This window comes from Xanthobacter pollutisoli, from assembly GCF_040044995.1.
Classification (GTDB): Bacteria; Pseudomonadota; Alphaproteobacteria; order Rhizobiales; family Xanthobacteraceae; genus Xanthobacter.
The window spans coordinates 168,507-192,011 of record NZ_JBDZDP010000001.1 but is presented as its reverse complement, the minus strand read 5'-3'; the positions used below and the strand labels follow the sequence as shown (position 1 = coordinate 192,011).

Below are 23,505 nucleotides of genomic sequence, written 5' to 3'. Positions count from 1 at the left end.
ATTCTGTAAACTGGCACCCCGCCCTGCGCGCGCATTGGGCACAGCTCGAGCAAGCCATTGCGGAGCTTGGAATTTGCCGCCGCGTGGGGCAGTTTGCCGATTGACGCGCGCGGGCTGCACGGATCGCAATGGACGGACAAGAGGCATTGGCGGACGAAGGAAAGAGGGGGGACATGGCGGAACGGCGCTCATCCGTCGCCGGCATCGCCCCGAGGCTGCACGAGCGGGCGTTCGACATCCTTGCTGCCCAGATCGCGTCGGGCGCTCTGGCCCCGGGTCAGCGGCTGCTGGAATCCCACGTCGCCGAGCGATTCGGGATCTCCCGCGCCCCGGCCCGGCAGGCGCTGGCGCGGCTTGAGCGCGCTGGCCTGCTGCGGCGGGCGGAGGGCCACGGATTCGAGGTGGTATCGCTCGCCGGCCCCGTGCCGGGCCTTGCGGTGATCGAGGCCGTCCCGCCGGGCGACGCTCCGATCCAATTGGCGCCGGAATCCACGTGGCAGCGCATCTATGCGGACGTGGAGCAGGAGGTGGTCTCGCGTACCGCCCTCGGTGCCTTCCGGGTGGTGGAGAATCACCTCGCGGCCTATTACGGCGTCAGCCGCACCGTCGCCCGCGAGGTGCTGTCCCGGCTGAACCAGCGCGGTATCGTGCGCAAGGATGCGCGCCTGCACTGGTATGCGCCGGCGCTGACCCCGGCCTATGTGGCCGAACTGTTCGAGATGCGCGCCATTCTGGAACCGGCGGCGCTGCGGCTGGCAGCGCCCCGCCTCTCGCCCCAGTCGATCGCAGCGTTGCGCGCCAATCTGCTCGATGCAACGGCGCGGCCCGAGGCGGTTGATGCGGCGCGCCTCGGCGCGCTGGAGAGCGAGCTCCACGTCTCGCTGCTCGGCCAATGCGGCAACGCCACGCTCATGGAAGCGCTCGCCACCTGCCAGACACTGCTGGTGGCGCTGACCTTCCTGTACAGCCGCACGCCACAGAATCACGGGCGAGAGCCCTTCATCGGCGAGCATCTCGACGTGGCGGAGCGCCTGGCGTCCGGTGCGGTGGACGCCGCGGCTGATGCGCTGCGGGACCATCTGCGAGGCTCCTTTGGCCGCGCCGTCGAGCGGCTCGACCGGGTGCGCCGCGATTTCTCTCCCGGACCGTTGCCTTATCTCGCGTCGCTATGACGTTACGGAATGTGGTTGACGCTGAGCTGGCTCACACCACCGTGACCGGGCCAATGCTGCCGAAACGGCATATTTCTTGACCTGACCGGGTGGCTTTGCGGGCAAAGAGGGCTAAGATTGCTTCCTTCGCCGGCACAGGGTTCTTCGCTACAGGCGTGAACCTTCGGTTGCCGGCGGGTGGTGGAGGATAGGATGTCATCCCTCGTTGCCGGTTCCGCTGTCGCCCTTGCTGGTCTCGTCGCAGTTGCGCTCACGCAGCTCGCCGCGCGGCAGAGGCAGATGGTACCGGTGCGCGTGCGCGCCCGCCGCTCGCGCCGCTGAGGACATCCGCTGCCGGTTCGGCGAGCGGCTCCGCGTCTTGTTCGCCCCTCTCGGCCTGAAGCTGTTCGCGTTTCCCTCTGAGGCGCCATGAACCCGGTCATCGAGATCCGCGTCGATCGGGTCTCGCAGCTTTTCAACATGCTCGATCCCTTTCCCTTCCGGGAGCGGGACCTCGACGAGGCCGCCGAGGCATTCATCGTCGACTGGGCGCGAGAGCTGCCGCCCGGCGCCGCGGTGGCCATCCTTGTCCATCTGCCCGCAGGCGAAGCCGCATCGCCCGAGGCTCAGGGTCTGCCGGAGGCCATCCGGCATTATTTCGAGCTGCGCACCCAGGCGCTTTCGTTTGAGTTGCGAGAGCTCTTCCGCGTCGGCCGCATCAGCCTTCTCATCGGCTGCGTGGTGCTGGCGTTGTGCCTGGGGCTGGCGCGGCTGATCGGCGAGCCGTCGCTGGAACGGCTCGGCGGATTCGCGGCAGAAGGTCTGCTCATCCTCGGCTGGGTGGCGCTGTGGCGGCCGATGGAGATCTTTCTCTATGACTGGTGGCCCATCGCCCGCCAACGCCGGCTCTACCGGCGCCTTGCGGTGGCTGAGGTGAAGGTCAGGCCGGCCTGACGGATGCCGGGCCCGACCTGCCCCTCAGTCAATCAGGCGGCGGCGAGGGCCGCGCGGGCATGGCCGCGGATACGCTCCACCATGGAGCGCAAGCCGTTGGAGCGTTGGGGCGTCAGGTGACCTTCGAGGCCGATCTGGCGGAACACGCCAAGAATGTCGGTCTCCATGATCTCCTTGGGCGTGCGGCCCGACACCAGCGTGAGAAGCACCGCCACCAGGCCGCGCACGATGTGCGCGTCGGAATCGCCTTCGAACTCGATGACGGTTCCGGTGGGCAGGTTCTTCACGTGGGAGATCAGCCACACCTGGCTGGCGCACCCCTGAACCTTGTTGGTGTCGTTGCGCTCCGCCTCGGGGAATGCCGGCAGCTTCTTGCCGAGCTCGATCACGTGGCGGTAGCGGTCTTCCCAATTGTCCAAAAATTCAAAATCGGCAACGAGATCGTCTGCATTCATGAGGCCAATTCCTCGTCCGCTTGGACGGCGCCCGGCCAAAAGGGCGCCGGTCGACGTTAAGTCCTTGCATTGCAGCATAACACAGCCGGCAAGAAATGCCCCCCATTTACGATTCGTCGCGTGATCGCGGGAGCGCTCAGGCGGGCCGGCGCGGCGGCAGCGGCGGAACGCCCTGAGATCCCGGCGGGCTGCCCGGCGCGCCAGCGGGAACGGCTGTGGGGGTCGCCGGCTGGAAGCCCTGGGGCACGACGAGGCGGGCGGCATCGCCTCCGCCCCACATGGGCATGAGGTCCTGGGGCGTCAGGTCGAGCGCGCCGCTCTGGCCTTGAGTGGGGGCCGGGGCCGGTCCCGGCACGGCGCCGGGCGGCGGTTCCTGCCGGCCGATGGCCTCGTACACCCATTTCGCGCCCACCTGCGCCTTTTCGGCGAGATGTCCGGCCATCTGGCCGCCCACGGCGCAGGCCTGCGGCTGGCGGTCGCAGAAGCCGCGCAGGTCGGCAAAGAGCGCCTGCGCCGCTCCGAGCGCGTCGAACACGCTCACGTCCCTCCCGTCGTTCCCCTTGAGGCCGAACGGCAGGAGCAGCAGCACGAGGCCGAGCCAGAAGACGAGGCGCAACAGGAAGAACATGGCTCCCTCGACGAATACGGAACCCAAGGTTTTCGTCTCGAAAGAGTACCAGAACCCCGCCGCCCTGTGGGCAGGCGGCGCGCCGTCGTGCCCGGACTTTTCAATACATCGTTAACGCTGACGGCGCCCGGCCTCAGGTGGTTTAGCGTTCGCTTAAAGGGCGCCGTGGCAGGATTTTGCGATCCGGGAGCCGGCTTTCGCGCGCCACCTCCCGGCAGACGGCACTTGACAGGGGGAGACGTGGGTCACCTCGGGAGCGGCGATATGGCGGCCGGTTTGCGCTCGGCTCCGGCCCCGGAGAAGACGGGCCGCGAGGCTTTGCCGCGTCTGGCTGTGCTCGGGCGCGTCACCGGCGTCCTGCTGAGCGCCATTGGCCTGGTCGGCCTCGGCAGCGGCGCGCTCGTGCTGGTCGCCGAGGTGTCCGGCCTGCTCACCGGCGGCCTGCTCAATGCCACCGCGCTCCTCGCCAGCGGCTTCATCAGCGTCGCGCTCGCCGCGGTGGCCGGCGGTCTCGCCCGTGCCGCCGCGCGGGCCAGCGCCGAAATGCCCGACGATACCTTGCTTGTCACCCGCCACGGTCCCCACGGCGACGTGGAGGCAGTGGAGGCCAAGGCCGGGCCTTTCGCCGAGGTGCCGGCCGAGAGCTTCGCCGGAATGGCGTTGTTCGAGCGCGTGCTGGTGGCCGATCGGCCTGCCTTCCTCTCGGCGGTGCAGGCCGCCGCCCGGGGCCGGGCCACCGGCTGCGAGGTACGCCTGCGCTGCGACGGGCCGTCGGACGCCGCGCCCTCCTTCCTTTCCGTCGAGGCCCGCTGCCGTCTCGTGCGCGGCGGCGGTGTTCGCATCAGCTGGCACGGCGCCTGGAATGCGCCCTGGGAAGCCGCCCAGATCGAGCATCTGAAGGCCGAGCGTCTCAAGGCCGATGACGCCGCCCGTGCCCGCGCCGAGGCCGAGGCGGCCAATGCCGCGAAAAGCCGCTTCCTCGCGGCCATGAGCCACGAGTTGCGCACCCCGCTCAATGCCATCCTCGGCTTCTCCGAACTGCTCGCCACCGAAGCCGGGGCGCCGCTCGACGATGCGCGCAAGGCCGACTACGCCCGCATCATCCACGAAAGCGGCCAGCACCTGCTCGGCCTCGTCAACGACATCCTCGACCTGTCGCGGGTGGAGGCCGGCGCCTACGAGCTGGAGCGCGAGCCCGTGGACGTCGCCGCCCTCGTGACCGGCTGCGCCGAGATGGTGGCGCTCGACGCCGCCCGCTCCGGCGTGGCGGTGAAGGCCAAGCTGGCGGCACGGCTGCCGTCCCTGGAGGCGGACAAGCGGGCGCTGCGCCAGATCATCCTCAACCTCCTGTCCAACGCAGTGAAATTCACTCCCGAGGGCGGCCGGGTGCAGATCGGCGTGCGCGTGCAGGGCGCCGAACTGGTCATCCGCGTGCGCGATACCGGTCCCGGCATGCGGCGGGAAGACGTGGCGCGCCTCGGCGAGCCGTTCTTCCAGGCCGGGGACTGCGTCCAGCGGGCGCGCGGCAGCGGGCTCGGCATCGCAGTGGTGAAGGGGCTGGTGAAGCTGCACGGCGGCGACGTGCGGGTGGAGAGCGCTCTCGGCAAGGGCACCAGCGTCTCGGTAAGCCTGCCGTGCGCGCCGCCCGCCGCCTTTGCCGAACGCGAGGCGGGAGTGGTGGCGCAGTTTCCGGCGCGCCTTGACGAGACACGCACGAAGAGGACCGCATGAAGCTCGAACCCGTGATGGAGGGCGCTCCGGCCCAGCAGTTCGTCGACCCGGCGGCGGACGACCGCGCGCGTGAGGCGCGGCGGTTGCGGCGGCTCGATTTCGCGGCCGCCTTCGTCGCCATCGCGGGGTCCGGCGCCTTCCTTGCCAACATCCTGCTGTTGCAGGCGCCTCCGCCCGGCGCGCCGCTGCCGGCAGCCCGGCCGGCCGGGATCGGACAAAGCGCGGCCAAGACCAATCGTACGACGGTGCCGCTGGCGCCCAGCACTCCGACCCAGCCCGCCCCGGCGGGGGGCGCCACAACGGGCTCGCTGGGCTATCTCTCCATCCGCACCACTGTGACGGGCACCGCCGCGCCCCTGGTGCCTGCGACCGCCGCAGCCGGCCGAACCGTGGCCGATGCCCACAGCGAGCCGCCGCCGCGCCGTCCCCCCGCAAGCCTAAGCGCCGCCTCCGACGTGACCGGCGCGGTGCGCCCGCCGGCCGATATCGGTGCCTCGCCACGCATCCTCTCCGTGCAGAAGGCCCTGGCGAAGCTGGGATACGGACCGCTCAAGGTGGATGGCCTTCCGGGAGGGGCGACCCGTTCGGCGGTGCAGCGCTTCCAGCGTGACCGTAACCTGCCGGCGGACGGGGAGATTTCCGACCGCGTGGTGCGCGAGCTCGCTGCGGTCTCCGGCATGGCGGTGAACTGATGGCACGCCCCGCATGCGGCTGAAGAGCGCCATCTTCGTCGCCGCCCTCATCCGCCGCGCTGCTGTGGAGGGGGCGTATGCGGTCGTGGTCCGGCGCGGTGCCGAGGAGGCGGGGGCGATCTTCGTGAAGGTGTCGCGGCTCGACGGCACAGCCGCCCTTTACGGCCCCGCGCCGCAAACCGCCTTTGACGAATCCTATCCGTCCGACCGCAAATTCTCGGTGGTGGTGGAGGCCGGCCGACCCGAGGCGGATGCGGACGCCCGGATCGCCCGGGAGATGAAGTTCGACCCCGACATTTTCGTCGTCGAGATCGAGGATCGCGCCGGCCGCCACTTCCTCGATCTCGCCGCCCCCTAGGACCTCGGGCGGCTCGGTGCGTTAACGCCCCGTTAAGCTTTGCGAAACCATAAGGCTCCAGTGACGTTGTGATCACAGCTCTCGACGGAGTTTCAGGGCATGAGCACTGTCATTGCATTTCCTGATCCCCGGACGGCCCGACGCCAGGCCGCAGCGGCGCCCGCGGGTGCCGCGGTTCTCAGGACAAAGGGCGCTGACATCGTGATTCTTCCCGTGGTGCGCATCGAGCGCCACGCGGATACAGCCCCCGGGCCGGTGCCCCAGAACGGCACCTCCCGTCGGCGCTGAGATCGGTCAGGGTCAGTTCGACGGCGCGCAGGTGGCCGCTTCCAGCTGGCGGCGGACCAGATCGCGCATACCGCGCTCGCGCACGAACGCGCGCACCGCCACGATCCCCTCGCGGGTAGGCGATTCGATCACCAGCCGGTCGGCGGCGGTGATTTCCTCATCCTCCGGCAGGGCCGCTTTCTGGCTCGCCGTCATCAGCTCCAGCTCGATCACCCGCCCCGCAGCCTGATCGCTCAGCGCGTAGAAGGCCAGCGCCTCCGACGTGTAGAACGAGACGGAGGTATAGTCGGCCGTGGCCGGCACGCGGACCTTGAGCGGGGCCTGCGACAAGTCATAGAGGCAGATGGCGGCGATGAAGGCCGGGTCCATGGTCGGCAGCACCTGCTGCTGCGGCGTGGGGTCTGCCAGCATGGTCAGGACGTTCGACTCCATCATCTCGGACAGGCGGGCGTAGGCGTTGCGCTCGGCCAGCGCCGGCATGGCGAGGATGGAGACGATGTGGGCGATGGCGCCCAGCACCACAGCAAAGGCGACGAACAGCACCAATTGCCCCGGCGACCCGAAGCGGGGTCGCGAGAGCCGTGGCAGCCGTGGCTGCGGCAGCCGACCCGCCATGCGCCCAGCCATCCGGCCGAGGCGGGACAGGATGCCGGACGCCTCCTCGCGCAATTCTCCGAGCGCCGTCACAGGCAGGCCTCCCGGGTGATGCGCGGCAGCACCGCGGCATCCGCCGCGCCCGAGGTGAAGGAGAAGGGCGCGTCATAGAGCCGGAGCGCCACCTTGAGGCGCGGCCGCGCGCCGGTGGGAAGCCAGTTGCCGGCGCGGGCGCGGGGCGACAGCCGCACGTCAATGGCGCCGTCCTGGCGATACACCGCCTCGGCGCTGGTGAAACCGGAGCGGCCTGCATCGTTGGGGATGAGGTTGCCGTCCTGGTCGGTGAGGGTCAGCGTCCACAGGCGGGCCTGCGGCAGGATGCCGACGATGCGCGTCTCGCAGCGCCCGTCCAGCGGATTGCCGGCGTCGTCCGTCGTGGCGAGGAAGATGAGGCCGTCCGCAAGTTCGAGCGGCAGCTCGCCGGAGCGGGCGACGGCGGCGCGGGCATAGGGATCCGCCTTCGCGGTGCCGGCCCGCGGCCAGCCCTCCCACGCGCCCGAGCGCACCACGTCCAGGCCACGGGAATGCGTCACGGAAAACCAGGTGACGCCGAGCCCGAGAATGGTGGCGATGAGAAGCGTGAAGGCGAGGGGCAGAAGGCGCACGGCACGTCCAGGGCTGTCGGCCCCTATCTAGCTCACAAAGCCGGCGCGGGCAAAACCGCCGGCGCGGTCTCAGCGCATCGCGAGGGCTTCGAGGGCCGCCCGCACGTCGTCCGGAAGGGGCAGGGAGCGCCGGGCGGTGGTATCGAACAGCACGATGACCGTCTCCCCTGTCGCCATGCAGGTGCCGTCCTGGAAGATCGCCTGCGCCAGCGAGATGGAACTGCGGCCCACGCCGGTCACGCCGGTGCCGATGTGGGCCTCTCCGGGCCAGCGCATCTCGGCGCGGTAGTCGAGCACGAGACGAACGAGCGCAAAACCCGTGCCCGGCGGCGCGAACGTGCGCGGATGCAGCAGGAGCCGCGTGCGACCGGTTTCCAGGAAGGTGGAGAAGACGGCGTTGTTGACATGGCCCAGCATGTCCGTGTCGCCGTAGCGGATGGTGTCCACCGCCTTGACGGGGAAGTCGTCGAGGACGGGGAGGGGGGCCTTCTCGCGGGCGCTCATCAGCCGCGCGCTCCCAGCGCCCGCCAGCCGATATCGCTGCGGAAGAAGCCGTCGGGCCAGTCGATCTGGGCCACGCCCGCATAGGCGCGCTCGCGCGCAGCGGCGAGCGTGGCGCCGGTGGCGGTGACGTTCAGCACCCGCCCGCCGTTGGAGACCAGAACGCCGCCCTTCAGGCGTGTGCCGGCCTGGAACACCAGCACCCCCTCGAGGGCGGCAGCGGCATCGATCCCCCCGATGGCGCTGCCCACCTGATGGGGCCCGGGATAGCCGCGCGACGCATAGACCACCGTCATGGCCGAATCCTGCGACCATTGCGGCGTCACCTGCGCAAGGCGGCCGGTGGCGGTGGCGTGGAGCACCTCCACGAGATCGCCGGCGAAGCGCGGCATCAGCACCTGGCATTCGGGATCGCCGAAGCGGCAATTGTATTCCACCAGCTTCGGGCCTGAGGCGGTCAGCATGAGCCCGGCATAGAGCACGCCGCGATAGGGCGTGCCGGCGGCGGCCATGGCGCGCGCGGTGGGAATGAGGATCTCGTCCAGCGCCCGGCTCTCCAGGTCCGCCGTCAATACCGGGGCGGGCGAATAGGCGCCCATGCCGCCGGTGTTGGGGCCGAGGTCACCGTCATAGGCGCGCTTGTGGTCCTGCGCGCTGCCGAAAGACACCACACTCTCGCCGTCCACCAGAGCGAAGAGGCTCGCCTCCTCGCCTTCCATGAATTCCTCGACCAGCACCTCGGTGCCGCCGCCGGCGAACACCTGCTCCACCGCGTCCACGGCCTCTTCCACCGTGAGCGCAACCACCACGCCCTTGCCGGCCATCAGCCCGTCGGCCTTCACCACGATGGGCGCGCCCTGGCTGCGGACATAAGCGGCGGCCTCCGCCGTGGTCTCGAAGCGGCCGAAGGCGGCGGTCGGGATGGCGTTGGCGCGGCACAATTCCTTGGTGAAGAGCTTGGAGCCCTCCAGCCGGGCGGCCGCGGCGGTGGGACCGAAGGCGACGATCCCGGCGGCGGCGAGCCGATCCACCAGTCCCGCAACCAGCGGCGCCTCGGGCCCCACCACGACAAGGTCGATGGTGTGCTCCTGGCACCATTTCACGATGGTATCATGGGCGGACAGGGGAATGCCTTCCACCACGTCGGCGAACTCGGCGATGCCGGGATTGCCGGGCAGGGCGTAGAACTGGCCCATGTTGGGGCTCTGCGCCAGCTTCCAGGCGAGGGCGTGCTCGCGCCCTCCCGAACCGAGGAGCAGGATGTTCATGCGGCCTCCCCCGAAACTGCGGCGCCTTGGTCGTTCATCCCCTTCGCCTATCGGCTCGGGGCCGCGCAAACAAGGGGCAGGGCTCTGCGCTCGCCGCATAAGGCGGCTTCCCGCTATGCTGTGCCACCCGATACCGTGAGTCCCATTGCGATGACCGATGGTGCCGACATCAAGGCCAATGCGCCGGAATGGAGCGTTTCCGAGCTGTCCGCCGCCCTGCGCCGGACAGTGGAAGACGCCTATGGCCATGTGCGGGTGCGTGGCGAAATATCCGGCTACCGCGGGCCGCATTCCTCCGGCCACGCCTATTTCTGCCTGAAGGACACCGGCGCGCGCCTCGACGCGGTGATCTGGAAGGGCACGTTCCAGCGCCTGCGGCTGAAGCCCGAGGAGGGGCTGGAGGTGGTGGCGACGGGCAAGCTGACCACCTATCCGGGCAAGTCCGGCTACCAGATCGTCGTCGAGGCGCTGGAATTCGCCGGGGCCGGCGCCATCATGGCCATGCTGGAGGAGCGCAAGCGCCGGCTGGCCGCCGAGGGCCTGTTCGATCCCGCCCGCAAGCAGGAGCTGCCCTTTCTGCCCCGCGTCGTGGGCGTCGTCACCTCGCCCACCGGGGCGGTGATCCGCGACATCCTCCACCGGGTGGCGGACCGATTCCCCCTCCGGGTGGTGGTCTGGCCGGTGCGGGTGCAGGGCGAGACGTCCGCCGCCGAGGTCGCCGCCGCCATCCGCGGCTTCAACGCGCTCCCCGAGGGCGGGGCGATTCCCCGGCCAGACGTGATCGTGGTGGCCCGCGGCGGCGGCGCGCTGGAGGATCTGCTGGGGTTTTCCGACGAAGCCGTGGTGCGGGCCGCGGCGGACAGCTTCATTCCGCTGGTATCGGCCGTGGGCCATGAGACCGACGTGACCCTCATCGACTTTGCCGCCGACGTGCGCGCCCCGACGCCCACCGCCGCCGCCGAGATGGTGGTGCCGGTGCGCGCCGAACTGATCGCCACGGTGGAGGATCTCGGGGCGCGGCTCGTGGCTGCGCCGCTGCGCCTGCTCGACCGCCGCCGCGCCGAATTCCGCTCCCTGTCGCGCCTGCTTCCTCAGGCCGAGACGCTGCTTGCGGTGCCGCGCCAGCGGCTCGATCTTGCCGGCGAGCGCCTGCCGCGGGCGCTGAAGGCCAATGCCGCCGCCCATCGCCTGCGGCTCGTCGCGGCCCGCGCGCGCCTGTCGCCGGATGCGCTGAGGGTGCGCCTCAGCCGCTGCGACGAGCGCGTCGGGGCCCTTGAAGGCCGGATGCGCCGGGCATTCCAGGTGGCAACCGAGCGCCGCGCGGCCCGGATCGGGACGCTTGGTCAATTGCTCAAGGTTTTGAGCTACAAGGAGGTTCTGGGCCGCGGCTATGCCCTCGTGCGCGACGCATCGGGGCATGCGGTACGGCGTGCGGCCGAGGTGACGGAGGGCGCAGCCCTCAGTCTGGAATTTGCCGACGGGCGGGTGGAGGTTCAGGCGGGCGCGCCGGACGGGACACTGCCCCGCGTGGCGCCCCGGCCCGCGGCCCGCCGACCCCGGAAGGTCGAGGGACCGACCCTGTTCGATCCCTGAGGGGGCGCCTCTTTCGCGTTGCGGAACGAAGGGTTATCTTGAAGCCAGATCCCGTTTCAGGACATCCACCCGGTGATGAATCGATTCGAACGCTTCCCCGAGCCCCATGGCGAGGCGGAGGTCCGCTACCTCGATGGTGAGTTCCGCATCCTGCGGCCCGGCAGCTTCGTGCGCTGCGCCGTCACCGGCCAGACCATCCCGCTGGACGAACTGCGCTACTGGAGCGTCGACCTGCAGGAAGCCTATGTGGACCCCGAGGCGGTGCTGATCCGCGTGCGGGACCGCCCGGTCGGCTGACGGGCGGGCGGCCGCGCCGGAACCCTGCGATCTGACTCATTCTCGTGCTCCTCAAAGCACCGCCACGCTCCGGCTTGACCGGAGCATCCATGCCTCCGCCGTAAGCCGGATCTGGACGGGGACATGGGCCCTCCGGTCAAGCCGGAGGGCGACGGTTGTTGGAGAATGCCGCTCCCGCCCCACGCACCGCCGTCATGCTCCGGCTTAACCGGAGCACCCATGCCTCCGGGGGAAGCCGGATCTGGGCGGGGGAGATCGGCCCTCGGGCCAAACCGGAGGGCGACGGTTGTGAGAGAATGCCGCTCCCGCCCCATGCTCCGCCGTCATGCTCCGGCTTGACCGGAGCATCCCTGCCTCCGCCGGAAGCCGGATCTGGACGGGGACATGGGCCCTCCGGTCAAGCCGGAGGGCGACGGTTGTTGGAGAATGCCGCTCCCGCCCCACGCACCGCCGTCATGCTCCGGCTCGACCGGAGCATCCCTGCCTCCGCCGGAAGCCGGGTCTGGGCGAGGATATGGGCCCTCCGGTCAAGCCGGAGGGCGACGGTTTTTGGGTAAGGCCGCTCCCGCCCCACGCACCGCCGTCATGCTCCGGCTCGACCGGAGCATCCATGCCTCCGCCGGAAGCCGGATCTGGGCGGGGAGATGGGCCCTCCGGTCAAGCCGGAGGGCGACGGTCTTTAGCGAACGCCGCTCCCGCCCCACGCACCGCCGTCATGCTCCGGCTTGACCGGAGCATCCATGCCTCCGCCGAGTGCCGGCCCCGGGTGGGAACGGCCCTCCGGTCGAGGCGGGGGCGACGGTCGTTGGAGAGCGCTGTCGGCATCCGCGACGCGGCAGTCCTGCGCGCTCACCGCTGCGGCTGAAGGGTCTCCAGGAAGCGGATGGGCTGACCGGCGGACGGGCCGGTGAGTTCGCCCTCCCACATCACCTTGCGCCCGCGGACGAAGGTGCCCACCGGCCAGCCGGTGACCTCCTTGCCGTCATAGGGCGTCCACTTCGCGCGCGAGGCGATCCAGTCGTTGGTGATGGTGGCGCGGCGCTTCAGGTCGACCACGGTGAAGTCGGCGTCGTAGCCCGCCGCGATGCGCCCCTTGCCGGCGATGCCAAACAGGCGGGCGGGGCCTGCGCTGGTCAGGTCGATGAAGCGGTCGAGTGTCAGGCGCCCCGCCGTCAAGTGGTCCAGCATCAGGGGCACCAGCGTCTGCACGCCGGTCATGCCCGACGGGCTTTCGGGATAGGGCTTCTGCTTCTCCTCCAGCGTGTGCGGGGCATGATCGGAGCCGAGCACATCCACAACGCCGGCCGAGATCGCCGCCCACAGGGCGTCGCGATGGCGCGCGTCCCGCACCGGCGGGTTCATCTGCGCCAATGTCCCGAGACGCTCGTAGCATTCGGGGGCCGCCATGGTGAGGTGATGGGGAGTGACCTCCACCGAGGCCACGTCCCGGGCATCTGCGAGGAATTCCATCTCGTCGGCCGAGGTCACATGCAGCACATGCACCCGCGCCCCGGTCTCCCGCGCCAGGTTGACGAGGCGGCGGGTGGCGGTCAGTGCCGCGATCTCGTCGCGCCACACCGGGTGGGAGGAGGCGTCGCCCGGCACGCGCAGGCCCTTGCGCTCCTGAAGGCGCGGCTCGTCCTCGCAATGGAAGGCGGCGCGGCGGCGGATGACCTTCAGGATGTTGCGCACGCCGTCGTCGTCCGGCACCAGCAAAGAGCCGGTGGAGGAGCCGATGAACACTTTCACCCCGGCGGCGCCGGGCAGGCGCTCCAGCTCCGGCAGGTCCTTCACGTTGTCGTGGGTGCCGCCCACGTAGAAGGCGAAGTCGCAGTGCATGCGGTTTGTCCCGCGAGCGATCTTGTCTTCCAGCGCGGCGGGGTTGGTGGTCTGGGGAATGGTGTTCGGCATCTCGAACACGCCGGTCACCCCGCCCATGACGGCGGCGCGGGAGCCGGTCTCCAGATCTTCCTTCTGCTCCAGCCCCGGCTCGCGGAAATGCACCTGGGTGTCGATGACGCCGGGCAGGACGGTGAGGCCCGTCGCGTCCACCACCTCGCCGGCGCTGGCGCCGTTTAGGGCGCCGATGGCGCGGATGCGGCCACCCGTCACGCCGATGTCCGCAACGGCAATGCCGGCGGGGGTCGCCACCGCGCCGCCCTTCACCAGCAGATCGAAAGTCACGGACATGGGGCGGCTCGCTCTTGATGGGGACAGGTTTGCGGCCTTAAATCTGTTTTTTATTTTGCTGACAAGGACGGCCCCCATGCCCGTCATTCATTTGACCGATCGTGCGCTCATTCGTGCCTCCGGACCCGAGGCCTCGAAATTCCTTCACGGCGTCATCACCTGCAACGTGCAGACCATGGCCGTGGGCGACAGCCGCTACGGCGCGCTGCTCACCCCGCAGGGCAAGATCATCTCCGACTTCCTGTTCTACAAGGAAGGCGAGGACGTCTTCCTGTTCGACGTCCCGGCCGAGCGGGTGGACGACCTGCTCAAGCGGCTGATCTTCCATCGCCTGCGGGCCAAGGTGGCGTTCGAGAAGGCCGACGACCTTGCGGTGGCCGGGGTGTTCGGCGAGGCCGGCGCGACGCCGGGTGGCCCGCTCTATGCCGATCCGCGCTTTCCCGGCCTCGGCCAGCGCCTCGTGCTGCCGCCGGCGGTGGCGGGCGAGCTCTCCGCCGATCTTGCGGCCTATGAAGCCCACCGCATTGCCCTCGGCATTCCCCGCGGCGGCTCGGACTTCGCCTATGGCGACACCTTCCCCCACGAGGCCGACATGGACCAGCTCGGCGGCGTGGACTTCAAGAAGGGCTGCTACGTGGGCCAGGAGGTGGTGAGTCGCATGGAGCACCGCTCCACGCCGCGCAACCGGCTGGTGGAGGTGCTGTTTGCCGCGCCGCTGGCGGTGGGCCAGGAGATCACCGCCGGGGACAAGAGCGTGGGCCAGCTCACCTCCGTTACCGAAGGGCGGGGCATCGCCACCGTCCGCCTCGACCGCGCCACCGATGCCCGCGCCGAAGGCGTCCCGCTGCGCGCAGGCGCCGTGGAGGTGGAGCTGCGCAAGCCGGAATGGGCGACCTTCCCTCTCGATTGGGAGAAGAAGGTCAGCGGGCTCGACCGCAAGTTCAAGGGCGCCTGACCGGTGGCGGATGCAGCACCGGAGCGGGCGGCGCGCACGCCGCTCGTCACCCATCCCGACGGCGTGGTGCGGTGCTTCTGGTGCGGCAGCGATCCGCTCTACATGGCCTATCACGACACGGAATGGGGCGTGCCGGAGCGGGACGGCCGCGCCCTGTTCGAGAAGCTGCTGCTGGACGGCTTCCAGGCCGGCCTTTCCTGGATCACCATCCTGCGCAAGCGGGAGAATTTCCGCCGCGCCTTCGACGGCTTCGAGCCGGAGAAGATGGCGCGCTACGACGCGGCCAAGATCGAGGCGCTGATGCAGGACGCCGGCATCGTGCGCAATCGGGCGAAGGTGGAAGGGGCGGTGCTGTCGGCTCGCGCCTATCTCGCCATGCGCGACGAGGGCATCGATTTCGCCAAGTTCCTTTGGGACAGCGTCGGGGGCCGCACGCAGGTGAACCGGCCGAAGCGCATCAGCGACATTGCGGCCGAGACGCCGCAGTCGCGCGCCCTGTCCAAGCGGCTGAAGGCGCGGGGGTTCAAGTTCGTCGGGCCGACCATCGTCTATGCCGCCATGCAGGCGTGTGGCCTGGTGGACGACCATCTCGCCGGCTGCCACTGCGCCCGAACCTGAGCGTTTCCCCGCCTTTGGGCCCAATGGCGGAAGTGCAAAAGCCGCGGCCGCGGTTGAATGGCTCCGAAGTGGGGGACGGGGCCGACATTCTGGCGCGCGCCTCTTTCATCACCGGCGGCCCGCGCCTATATTCCCTGTGCCGGCGCAAGCCGGATATGGCGATAAACAGGTGTCGGAATAAGCCTTTCGGACCCGGGGGCGGTACCCGGCGCCTCCACCAAAGCCCGTTTTCTCCTAACGCGGAGGGCGGGTTCCGGCGGGGGCGAAATAGGATCGACGAGGGTGTAAAGGGCATTCTTTCGCTCGGCATTGTTCCGCCGTTATCGGGCTAAACTTATAGTTGCCAACGACAACTATGCTCCGGTTGCTCAGGCCGCGTGAGCGGTTTGACGATCGAAATCAAAGTCCTACCGGGTAGCACTGGATAGGCGGGGTTCGGAGGCACCTGGCAACAGAAGCCTCCACTTCCCTCCCGCCCGGCCGGAGGGGGGAAGGCGCGCTCCTTCGTTCGTCCTTTCGGCCGCGGCCAATCCGCGGGCTCGTTATCGAAAGGTGCCCGGAGCCTGAAAGTCCATCAGGCCGGAGGGGAAGTGCTGCGGGCTCATGACGGTCGATCACATCCGCTACGATCTTCTCGCCCAGGAGGCCCTGCGCTCCGTGGTGCGCCGCGTGCTGACCGACGTGGCCAAGACCGGCCTACCGGGGGATCACCATTTCTACATTTCCTTCGACACCCGCGCGCCCGGCGTGCGCCTCTCCCACCGCATGCGGGAGAAGTATCCCGAGGAAATGACCATCGTCCTCCAGCACCAGTTCTGGGACCTGATCGTCACCGAGACCTCGTTCGAGGTCGGTTTGTCGTTCGGCGGCATCCCGGAGCGGCTGCTCGTGCCGTTTTCCGCTCTGAAGGGCTTCTTTGACCCGTCTGTGAAGTTCGGCCTGCAGTTCGAGATCGCCGCCAACGAGAGCGAGGCGGAGGAGAGCGACGACACCGCCATGGAGCCGCCCCGGTCGGCCAATGCGCCCGCGCCCATCAAGCCCTCGCGCGGCGCCGCTTCCGAGCCGGCGATGGCCAGCGCTGCGGTCCTGCCGCCCGCGCCCGAGGCGGGCGAGGGCGAGGGTGACCGCCCGGCGGGCGGCGCCCAGGTGGTGCAGCTCGACGTGTTCCGCAACAAGAAGTAGCGCGCCGGAACGAGCCTTCGTGACCCATGAAACCGATGTGGTGGTGATCGGGGCCGGCGCGGCCGGCCTCGCCGCCGGCGAGCGTCTGCGCGCGCGGGGCATCGCCTTCGAGATCCTCGAAGCTGCGGACAGCCCGGGCGGCCGTGCCGCCACCGACCACCACACCCTCGGCGTGCCCTTCGATCTCGGCTGCCACTGGCTGCACGACGCCCGGCATAACCCCTTTACCGTCCTTGCCGCCGCCCACGGCGTGCGCGTGGGCGACGGCAATTGGCTGCCCCGTCGCATGTTGTATCTGGGCAGCCGGCTGGCGAGTGCGGTGGAGAAAGACGCGGCGGACCAGACGGTGGATGCCATCTTCGACGCGGTCTATGCGGCCGGTGGCGAGGGGCGCGACATTTCCGCGGCCGCGGCCATCGCCCAGGCCGGCGATCAGGGTCCCTACAGCGTGCTGGCGCGCCACTGGCTGGAGCTGATGTCGGCGGCGGGCCCGGCCGAGATATCGGCCGTGGACTTCGCCTATTATCACGACACGGAAGACAACTGGCCCGTGCTCGACGGCTACGGCGCCCTTGTCCTCGCCGTGGCCGGCGATCTGCCGGTGACCCTCGGCTGTCCCGTGCATCGCATCGATCGCTCCGGTCGGCGGCTGCGGATCGAGACCGCACGGGGCGCGCTCACCTGCCGCGCGGCGGTGGTGGCGGTGCCCACCGCCGTCATCGCCGCGGGACGGCTCGCCTTCGCCCCGGACCTGCCGCCCGATCTGGCGGAGGCCTTCGCCGCCCTGCCGCTTGGATATGCCGAGAAGGTGGCCCTGCTGTTCGATGGGGACGTGTTCGGGGTGAGCGAGCGCTCGGGCCTCGATTTCGTCGATCCCGCGGATCCCGCCCGGCCCGGAGCGTCTGCGCTGCTGCGGCCCGGCGGCGCTCCGGCGGCGCTGGTCCATGTGGCGGGGCCCGAAGCGCGGGCCATGGCGCAGGAGGGGGAAGGGGCTCTGGTGGACTTCGCCCTCGACGTTCTCGCTGGCGCCTTCGGCGGCCATCTGAAGTCCCGGCTCCTGCGCACGCAGGTCACCGACTGGGCCGGCATGCCCTATATTGGCGGCGCCTATTCCTGCGCGCTGCCGGGCAAGGCGCATTTGAGGGCGCGCCTGCATGAGCCGTTCGATCCGCGCATCGCCTTCGCCGGCGAGGCGCTGGGCCGCGAGGCCTATTCCACCTGCCATGGCGCCCGCATTTCGGGCCTTGCCGCCGCGGACGCCGTCATCGCTGAACTGGAGAAGGCGGCATGATCGCGCCCCGGCACCCCCTCGCGCTCGTGGTCGCGGTGTCGGAAAACGGCGTCATCGGTACGGCCGGCGGCCTGCCGTGGCGGCTGCCCTCTGAGCTCAAGCGCTTCCGCGCCCTCACCTGGGGCAAGCCGCTGCTCATGGGCCGTCGCACCTTCGAATCCATCGGCAAGCCTTTGCCCGGGCGCATCTCGGTGGTGGTGAGCGCCGATCCCGGCTTCGCGCCGCCCGAGGGCGTGCTGAAGGCCGCGACGCTGGCGGAGGCCATAGCGCTGGCGGATGAGGCGGCGGATGCCATGGGTGCCGACGCCATCATGGTCATCGGCGGCGAGCGGGTGTTCCGAGAAACGCTGCCGCTGGCGCGCACGCTCTATCTCACCCAGGTCCATGCGGCCCCCGAAGGCGATGTCCGCTTCCCGGACTATGACCCGAGCGCCTGGCGCGAGGCCGGGCGGGAGGGACCGCTGCGCGGCGAGAAGGACGAAGCCGCCTTCACCTATGTGACGCTGGTTCGGCCCTGAGGCGGTCGCGAGTGGCGGCTCAGGGCCGGCTCCTCACCGCCAACACTCCCCACCATCTTCACGCCTAGCGGGCGCCCACGAGCCCGGGCGGGCGGGGCAGATCGCCGAAGCCGCTTGTGGGCGGCAACGTGCCCTCGCTCGGGGCGGGCAGGGTGAAGCGCGGGGGCTCGGGCCGGTCCGGTCGATCCGGGCGGCGGGGCGGCGGGGTTTGCCGGACCACCGCCGGTCGGCGGACCGGGTCCTGCGTGGAGGTCTCGGGCGTTGCCCGCGACTCCTGCCGCACGGCAGGCGCATCCGACGGGCTCGCCTGTTGGGCCTGCGGCGGTGCCGGCTGCACGTCCACTGGCGTGGCTGTGCCGGCGGTGCCCGGCGCGCTGGGCAGGCCGAAGCCGGGCGCAGGCAGGTCCTGACGATCGATCGCGCGGGGCACCGGCACCACGGCGGGCGGCGCGGGCGCGACGGCCTGCGCGGGTGGCGGTGCTGGTGGCGGTGCGGGTGCGGGCACCGGAGCTGGCGCGGGAGCCACGGTCTGGGGCGGCGGCGCCGTCCGCGCAGGGACTGCCGGGGCGGGGGCCGCGGGAGCGGTGCTCTGGACCGGCGGGGGCGGCGTCGCCGGGCGCGTGGGCACCGCGGCGGCGGGCGCGGCGGGAGGAGGGGTGGCCGGCGTCGGCTGGAGCGAAGCGGGCGCGGGCGTTGCCGGGTCGGCCGGTGCGGCGCTGCCGCGCTGGCGCTCCTCCAGCCGGCGGGTCTCACGCTCGATGGCGCGCATGGCGATGACGCTGGTGACGGCAGGCGCCGCGACCCTCCGGTCGGGATTGGCCAGCGGTCCGCGCCAGGCGACGTTGCCGCCGGGGACTCCGCCGGCGCCTTCCGTACCCTCAAGGTCGATGGCGGCGTCCATGGTCAGGCGCGACAGGTCGAGGCTGCCGGTGAGGCCGATGCGCACGCCGTCGGCCGTGGCGCGGGCGGGGGAGAGGCGGACGACGCCGTTGACGATGCCTAGGGTGGATTCGGCGAAGGCCAGCCGCAGCGGCTCCTTCGCCAGGGCGCGGTCGAGCATCTGCGCGGTGCGGCGTTCGTCGGGCGGCGGCGCCAGCGGGGCAGCTTCGGCGAGCACCGCCTCCAGCGCGCCGGGACTGACGGCGTCGATGACGAGATCGCGCACGCCCAAGGTCCCCTGACCGGAGAGCGACTGCACCAGCGCCTGAACGGTGCGGCCCGAGCCGCCGAGGTCGAGCAGCAGGTTGACGCGCCCCTTGGGCTGGGCGCGGGCGCCGGTGGGAGCGAGAAGCGCGCCGGCGTCCACCTGCTCCAGCACCAGCCGCCCGTCCGCTTGGAGGGTGTCGGCCTGCCTGCGCACCCGGAGCGAGGCGGCGGCGCGCCCGCCGCCCAGGCTGCCGGAGAGATCGCGCATGTCGAGGTCGGTCCCGTCGCTCACCAGCACGAGGCGGCCCTTGGTGAGGACGTAGGGCCCGAGCACGGCGATGCGGCCGGCGCTCAGCTCGAGATTGAGGCCGACACCCCCCACCGCCTCCGGCAGAAGGCGCGCCGCGCTCCATGTGCCGGGGGCGCCGGAAGGCTCAGCCCCGGTGCGGGCGGCGAACATGCCGAGCAGCCGCGGCACGGAGAGCGCGTCGAAGGCAAGTTTGCCGGACAGGCGGGGCACCGGGCCAGGCTCGAAATCCACTGTGCCGGAGACCGGCGCCGCCGCCAGCGAGCCGGCCATGTCGGCGAGGCGCCAGGCCGCGCCCTTGCGCGACAGGGTGAAGGCGAGGGCGGCCGGCACCGGGCCGTCCGCGGCGGCGGAGGCCTGCGGCAGGATGCGGCCGAGGTCGCCGCCGTCGAGACGTACCGCGAGATTGGGCTCCATGCCGTTGGCGCCCATGCGGGCGGTGCCGTTGGCCTGTGCGGTCATGTCGGCAAGGGTCAGGCGGCCCTTCACCTGGGCTTCGTCGCCCGTGAGGGGGTCGACGGAGAGCTCCGCGTGCCCCGCGCCGAGCCTCTGGGCGAGGCCCTCGATGCCGAAGGCCGCGAGGGCGCGGGCGCCGTCGGCCGCGTCCGCCTTCAGCGCGATCCTCAAGGGGACGCCGGCGGAGGTGCGGGCGAAGGTGACGTCGCCGGTGATCTGGCCGAGGTTGCCGGCGATGGTCACGTTGCGGCCGCCCGCCTCGGCCCACACCACGGTGCTCGTCAGCCTCACCGGCGCGGCGATGGGCAGAAGGGTGGTCAGCACCTGCGCGGTCTGCTCGCCGGCGAGGAGGCGGGCGACGGGGACGAGCCCATCCGCCTTGGTGCCGGACGCAGAGATGTTGAACTCGCCGCGCGGCGTGGTGGAGAAATTCTCCATGCGCCCGGCGCCTTCGATGCGCAGGCCCGCGAGATCGTCCATGACGATGCGCGCGAGGCGCCAGTTGCCGCCGGTGGCGGTGCCGTCCAGCGTGAGGCCGCGCAGCGGCAGGCCGGAGAGGGTGAGGTTGCGGCCCTCGATGACCACCGCGCCGTCGGCCCCGCCGCCCACGGCGGCCGAGGCGGTCTGCAGCGCGGCCACCAGCGGGTCGAGATCGAACCCGTCCAGCGACAGGCGCAGGTCGAGCCTCGGCGGCGCGCCGGTCCTCAGCGCCGCGGAGCCGGAACCGCGCATACGGCTGGCGGCGAAGGTGGCGTCGAGATTGTCTACCGCGATGCGGGCCGGCCCGGCGGAGACGCGCCCCGAGATGCGCACCGGACCTTTCACCGCAGCAACATATTCCCGCGGTGCGGTGGGCGCGGCCCAGCGCAGGAACACTGCCGGCTCGTCGGCCGAGAAGGCGAGGGTGCCGTCGAAGCCGCCGCCGCCGTTGGCCCGCGTCGGCGTGCCCGACAGCCGCAGCGCGGCCTTGCCGGGAAGCTGGGCCTCCGCGGTGTCCACCCGCCAGCCCGTGGCGGAGCCGGAAATGTCGGCGCGCACGTCGCGCACCATGGTGCCGCCCAGCATCAGCTGATCCACCGAGAGGCCGATGCGCGAGGCGATGTCCGGCGCCGGAAGCGCGGCGACGCCCGCGAGGAAGCGGGTGAGGGAGGCGACCGGGGTGCCGTCCGCCTCGCCGCCCGAAGCCGGGTCCGTTTGGCCGGTGGCGGCGCGGATGGCGTCGAGGTCCAGGCTGCGGGCATTCAGCACCGCATCGAGGCCGATGGCGCGGCCGAGGGAGAGGCGGGCCGAACCGGTGAGCTGGGCCGGCGTCGCCGAGCCGCCTAGGGCGAGATCGAGGCTCTCCGCCAGGACCGCTTCCGGGCTCGCCTTCAGCGTCCCGGAGATCTGCCAGGCCTCGGGCCCGTCGCCGCTGTGGCGTGAGAGGGTGGCCCGGCCGTCGAAGCGCGGCTTGGCGCCGGCCACGTTGAGCGTGCCGTCGAGGTCGAGCCCGAAGGGGCGGGTGCGCCCGTCGAGCACCACGCGCAGACGTCCCGTGCCGTCGTCGGCGATGCGGCCGAGGGTGGAGCGCAGCGCGAAACGCGCTTCACCCGCCTGCACCTCGCCGTCGAGGCGGAACGGCCCGGCGAGGGAGCGCGCCTCGCCCTTCAGGTCGAGGTCGTCGATGGTGAAGCGGTGGTCGGAGGCGCGATCGAGCACGTCGAGGCTGCCGTCCTCCACCTCGAGCCGCGCGATGGAAAGCTCCGCCGCGCGCCCGGCCCCGGTGGGCATGGCGACGCGCCCTGCGCTGTCCAGCACGAGACGGATCTGCGGCTTCGTGAGCGTGACGCCGGTGGCCTGCACCTCGCCGCGGATCAGCGCGCCGAGCGACAGCTCGGCCTTCAGCTGGCGCACCGTGCCGCCGGTGGAGACCACGTCGCCGAGGGTGACGTCGCGCAGGACGATGCGGGGGGCGGGCAGGATTTCCGCCTCGATGGGCCCGCGGATGACGACGGGCAGGCCGAGCGCCCGGCCCATCTCGGTCTCGAACGTGCCCCGCCATTGGTTCCAGTCGACCACGAACGGCGCTGCGAACGCGCCGCCGATGGCCAGGATCACCGCCGTGGCGAGGCTGATGAGAATGCCCTGCACGCCTGTCTCCCCGAGACGCCCCGACCTGAGCAGGGCCCATTGTCCTATGCGCAGGGAATGCGATCAGATCGCGACGACCTTCCCCGGATTCATGATGTTTTTAGGATCGAGCGCGCGTTTGAGCGCCCGCATGGCTTCGAGGGCCGGCTCGCCGTGCTCGGGCGCCATGTACTTCATCTTGCCCTGGCCGATGCCGTGCTCCCCGGTGGAAGTACCGCCCATGGCAAGCGCTCGCTCCACGAGGCGCTTCATGTAGTGCTTGGCCTTGGCCAGATCATCCGGGTCGTTCACGTCCACCATCAGGGTGGTGTGGAAATTGCCGTCGCCCACATGGCCGACGATGGGGGCGATGAGGCCCATCTCGACGATATCTTGCTTGGTCTCCATCACGCAGTCGGCAAGGCGGGAGATGGGCACGCACACGTCGGTCGCCACCGCCTTCGCGCCGGGCCGCATGGGCAGCACCGACCAATAGGCATCGTGCCGCGCCTGCCACAATTTGGAGCGCTCCTCGGGCTTCACAGCGAACACCGAGGGGCCGCCGCCGAACTCCGCGGCGAGGGCGCCGAAGCGGTCCGCCTGCTCGTGCACGCTCGCCTCGGTGCCGTGGAATTCCAGGAAGAGGGTAGGGGTCTCGGCGAGGGCGAGCTTGGCATAGGCGTTGGAGGCCTTGACCTGCACCTCGTCCAGAAGCTCGATTCGGGCGACGGGAATGCCGCTCTGGATGGTAGCGATCACCGTGTTGCAGGCGGCCTCGATGCTGGGGAAGGGACAGACCGCGGCGGAGACCGCCTCGGGGATGCCGTAGAGCTTCAGCGTGATCTCGGTGATGATCCCCAGCGTGCCCTCTGCGCCCACATAGAGGCGGGTCAGATCATAGCCGGCGGACGACTTGCGGGCGCGGGTGGCGGTGGTGAGGACGTCGCCTGACGGGGTCACCACCTTCAGCGACAGCACGTTGTCCTTCATGGTGCCGTAGCGCACGGCATTGGTGCCGGAGCAGCGGGTGGAGACCATGCCCCCCAGGGAGGCATCCGCGCCGGGGTCGATGGGGAAGAACAGGCCCTGATCGCGCAGATCCTCATTGAGCCGCTTGCGGGTGACGCCGGGCTCGATAACGCAATCGAGGTCGGCGGCGTTCACCTCCAGCACCCGGTTCATCCGCGACAGGTCAATGCAGATCCCGCCGAAGGGCGCGTTCACATGGCCCTCGAGCGAGGTGCCGGCGCCCCACGGGATGACCGGGACCCCTAGCTCCGCGCATGTGCGCACAATTGTCTGCACATCTTCTGTGCACTCGGCGAAAACCACTGCATCTGCCGGCTCGTTGGGCAGATAAGTGGTCACATTGGCGTGCTGCTCGCGCACCGCGCGGCTCGTCACGACTTTGTTACCCAGTGTGGCCTGGAGGCGCTCGACAGCATCGTTGGCGCGCTGCTGGAGCGAGAGGTCCGAATTCGCGGCTGCGGGAAGCATTTACAAATCCTTAACCTTTGTCTGCGCCGGACGGGACGTCCTCGGGCGTCGGCCGGCCGGA

General features: G+C 70.7%; 22 protein-coding genes and 1 other RNA gene. 14 read left to right on the top strand and 9 right to left on the bottom strand.

What is annotated here, in order from left to right; translation table 11 throughout:
• Nucleotides 1–173: 173 nt before the first annotated feature.
• The 3 genes from ABLE93_RS00920 to ABLE93_RS00910 all read left to right on the top strand — a co-directional run bounded on the left by ABLE93_RS00920 (nucleotide 174) and on the right by ABLE93_RS00910 (nucleotide 2,105).
• Entirely contained in the window at nucleotides 174–1,172 is a 999-nt protein-coding gene (locus ABLE93_RS00920; protein ID WP_348837235.1) for a GntR family transcriptional regulator, read from the top strand.
• Nucleotides 1,173–1,364: 192 nt separating this feature from the next.
• Nucleotides 1,365–1,493: a hypothetical protein gene (locus ABLE93_RS00915; protein WP_348837234.1), complete on the top strand. Its 129-nt coding sequence runs from the start codon at nucleotides 1,365–1,367 to the stop codon at nucleotides 1,491–1,493.
• Between the two features lie 87 nt (nucleotides 1,494–1,580).
• Complete coding sequence (locus ABLE93_RS00910; protein WP_348837232.1) at nucleotides 1,581–2,105, top strand: hypothetical protein; 525 nt, start codon at nucleotides 1,581–1,583, stop codon at nucleotides 2,103–2,105.
• A gap of 32 nt (nucleotides 2,106–2,137) precedes the next feature.
• Here ABLE93_RS00910 and ABLE93_RS00905 read toward each other — a convergent pair whose 3' ends face one another.
• Nucleotides 2,138–2,560, bottom strand: a complete 423-nt coding sequence (locus tag ABLE93_RS00905) for a SufE family protein (protein WP_348837229.1) — start codon at nucleotides 2,558–2,560, stop codon at nucleotides 2,138–2,140.
• 136 nt (nucleotides 2,561–2,696) lie between these two features.
• Nucleotides 2,697–3,188 (bottom strand): DUF5330 domain-containing protein, encoded by a 492-nt coding sequence (locus ABLE93_RS00900; RefSeq protein ID WP_348837228.1) that lies wholly within the window; start codon nucleotides 3,186–3,188, stop codon nucleotides 2,697–2,699.
• Nucleotides 3,189–3,452: 264 nt separating this feature from the next.
• On the opposite strand from ABLE93_RS00900, the gene ABLE93_RS00895 reads away from it, so the two are divergent.
• From ABLE93_RS00895 to ABLE93_RS00885, 3 genes are read left to right on the top strand one after another with little or no spacing between them, the layout of a single operon-like run.
• On the top strand, nucleotides 3,453–4,919 hold the full coding sequence (locus ABLE93_RS00895; protein WP_348837226.1) for a sensor histidine kinase: 1,467 nt from the start codon (nucleotides 3,453–3,455) through the stop codon (nucleotides 4,917–4,919).
• Nucleotides 4,916–5,611: a peptidoglycan-binding domain-containing protein gene (locus tag ABLE93_RS00890; protein ID WP_348837223.1), complete on the top strand. Its 696-nt coding sequence runs from the start codon at nucleotides 4,916–4,918 to the stop codon at nucleotides 5,609–5,611. Before ABLE93_RS00895 ends, ABLE93_RS00890 begins: the two co-directional genes overlap by 4 nt.
• Nucleotides 5,612–5,624: 13 nt before the next feature.
• The gene (locus ABLE93_RS00885) at nucleotides 5,625–5,969 is read left to right on the top strand and encodes a DUF1491 family protein (RefSeq protein ID WP_348837222.1); all 345 of its coding nucleotides are present in this window, start codon (nucleotides 5,625–5,627) and stop codon (nucleotides 5,967–5,969) included.
• Between the two features lie 300 nt (nucleotides 5,970–6,269).
• On the opposite strand, the gene ABLE93_RS00880 is transcribed toward ABLE93_RS00885, so the two are convergent.
• The 4 genes from ABLE93_RS00880 to purD all read right to left on the bottom strand — a co-directional run bounded on the left by ABLE93_RS00880 (nucleotide 6,270) and on the right by purD (nucleotide 9,285).
• Nucleotides 6,270–6,944 (bottom strand): DUF1254 domain-containing protein, encoded by a 675-nt coding sequence (locus ABLE93_RS00880; protein ID WP_348837220.1) that lies wholly within the window; start codon nucleotides 6,942–6,944, stop codon nucleotides 6,270–6,272.
• On the bottom strand, nucleotides 6,941–7,516 hold the full coding sequence (locus tag ABLE93_RS00875) for a DUF1214 domain-containing protein (RefSeq protein WP_348837218.1): 576 nt from the start codon (nucleotides 7,514–7,516) through the stop codon (nucleotides 6,941–6,943). The genes ABLE93_RS00880 and ABLE93_RS00875 overlap by 4 nt, the downstream gene beginning before the upstream one ends.
• Nucleotides 7,517–7,585: 69 nt before the next feature.
• Complete coding sequence (locus tag ABLE93_RS00870) at nucleotides 7,586–8,020, bottom strand: acyl-CoA thioesterase (protein WP_348837216.1); 435 nt, start codon at nucleotides 8,018–8,020, stop codon at nucleotides 7,586–7,588.
• Nucleotides 8,020–9,285: a phosphoribosylamine--glycine ligase gene (gene purD, locus ABLE93_RS00865; RefSeq protein WP_348837215.1), complete on the bottom strand. Its 1,266-nt coding sequence runs from the start codon at nucleotides 9,283–9,285 to the stop codon at nucleotides 8,020–8,022. The genes ABLE93_RS00870 and purD overlap by 1 nt, the downstream gene beginning before the upstream one ends.
• 150 nt (nucleotides 9,286–9,435) lie before the next feature.
• Here purD and xseA point away from each other — a divergent pair, with 150 nt between their 5' ends.
• Together xseA and ABLE93_RS00855 are read left to right on the top strand one after the other, a co-directional pair.
• On the top strand, nucleotides 9,436–10,878 hold the full coding sequence (xseA, locus tag ABLE93_RS00860) for an exodeoxyribonuclease VII large subunit (protein ID WP_348837214.1): 1,443 nt from the start codon (nucleotides 9,436–9,438) through the stop codon (nucleotides 10,876–10,878).
• 75 nt (nucleotides 10,879–10,953) lie between these two features.
• Nucleotides 10,954–11,175, top strand: a complete 222-nt coding sequence (locus ABLE93_RS00855; RefSeq protein ID WP_348837212.1) for a DUF2093 domain-containing protein — start codon at nucleotides 10,954–10,956, stop codon at nucleotides 11,173–11,175.
• Nucleotides 11,176–12,024: 849 nt separating this feature from the next.
• Here ABLE93_RS00855 and ABLE93_RS00850 read toward each other — a convergent pair.
• Nucleotides 12,025–13,365, bottom strand: coding sequence for a dihydroorotase (locus tag ABLE93_RS00850; RefSeq protein WP_348837210.1), 1,341 nt, complete (start codon nucleotides 13,363–13,365; stop codon nucleotides 12,025–12,027).
• A 76-nt stretch (nucleotides 13,366–13,441) separates the two neighbouring features.
• Between ABLE93_RS00850 and ygfZ the strand changes: the two genes are divergently transcribed.
• From ygfZ to ABLE93_RS00820, 6 genes are all read left to right on the top strand, one after another.
• On the top strand, nucleotides 13,442–14,320 hold the full coding sequence (gene ygfZ / locus ABLE93_RS00845; RefSeq protein ID WP_348837209.1) for a CAF17-like 4Fe-4S cluster assembly/insertion protein YgfZ: 879 nt from the start codon (nucleotides 13,442–13,444) through the stop codon (nucleotides 14,318–14,320).
• A 3-nt stretch (nucleotides 14,321–14,323) separates the two neighbouring features.
• Nucleotides 14,324–14,938, top strand: a complete 615-nt coding sequence (locus ABLE93_RS00840) for a DNA-3-methyladenine glycosylase I (protein ID WP_348837207.1) — start codon at nucleotides 14,324–14,326, stop codon at nucleotides 14,936–14,938.
• A gap of 99 nt (nucleotides 14,939–15,037) precedes the next feature.
• Nucleotides 15,038–15,404: a transfer-messenger RNA gene (gene ssrA, locus ABLE93_RS00835) on the top strand.
• Nucleotides 15,405–15,541: 137 nt separating this feature from the next.
• Entirely contained in the window at nucleotides 15,542–16,120 is a 579-nt protein-coding gene (locus ABLE93_RS00830; RefSeq protein ID WP_348837205.1) for an SspB family protein, read from the top strand.
• Between the two features lie 19 nt (nucleotides 16,121–16,139).
• Nucleotides 16,140–17,411 carry a flavin monoamine oxidase family protein gene (locus ABLE93_RS00825; RefSeq protein ID WP_348837203.1) on the top strand — a complete coding sequence of 424 codons (1,272 nt, stop codon included), beginning with the start codon at nucleotides 16,140–16,142 and terminating at the stop codon, nucleotides 17,409–17,411.
• Nucleotides 17,408–17,929, top strand: coding sequence for a dihydrofolate reductase (locus tag ABLE93_RS00820; RefSeq protein ID WP_348837201.1), 522 nt, complete (start codon nucleotides 17,408–17,410; stop codon nucleotides 17,927–17,929). The genes ABLE93_RS00825 and ABLE93_RS00820 overlap by 4 nt, the downstream gene beginning before the upstream one ends.
• Before the next feature lie 64 nt (nucleotides 17,930–17,993).
• On the opposite strand, the gene ABLE93_RS00815 is transcribed toward ABLE93_RS00820, so the two are convergent.
• A complete protein-coding gene (locus tag ABLE93_RS00815; RefSeq protein WP_348837200.1) occupies nucleotides 17,994–21,968 on the bottom strand; it encodes an AsmA family protein in 3,975 nt (1,324 codons plus the stop codon).
• A 63-nt stretch (nucleotides 21,969–22,031) separates the two neighbouring features.
• The gene (locus tag ABLE93_RS00810) at nucleotides 22,032–23,444 is read right to left on the bottom strand and encodes an FAD-binding oxidoreductase (RefSeq protein WP_348837199.1); all 1,413 of its coding nucleotides are present in this window, start codon (nucleotides 23,442–23,444) and stop codon (nucleotides 22,032–22,034) included.
• Nucleotides 23,445–23,505 lie beyond the last annotated feature (61 nt).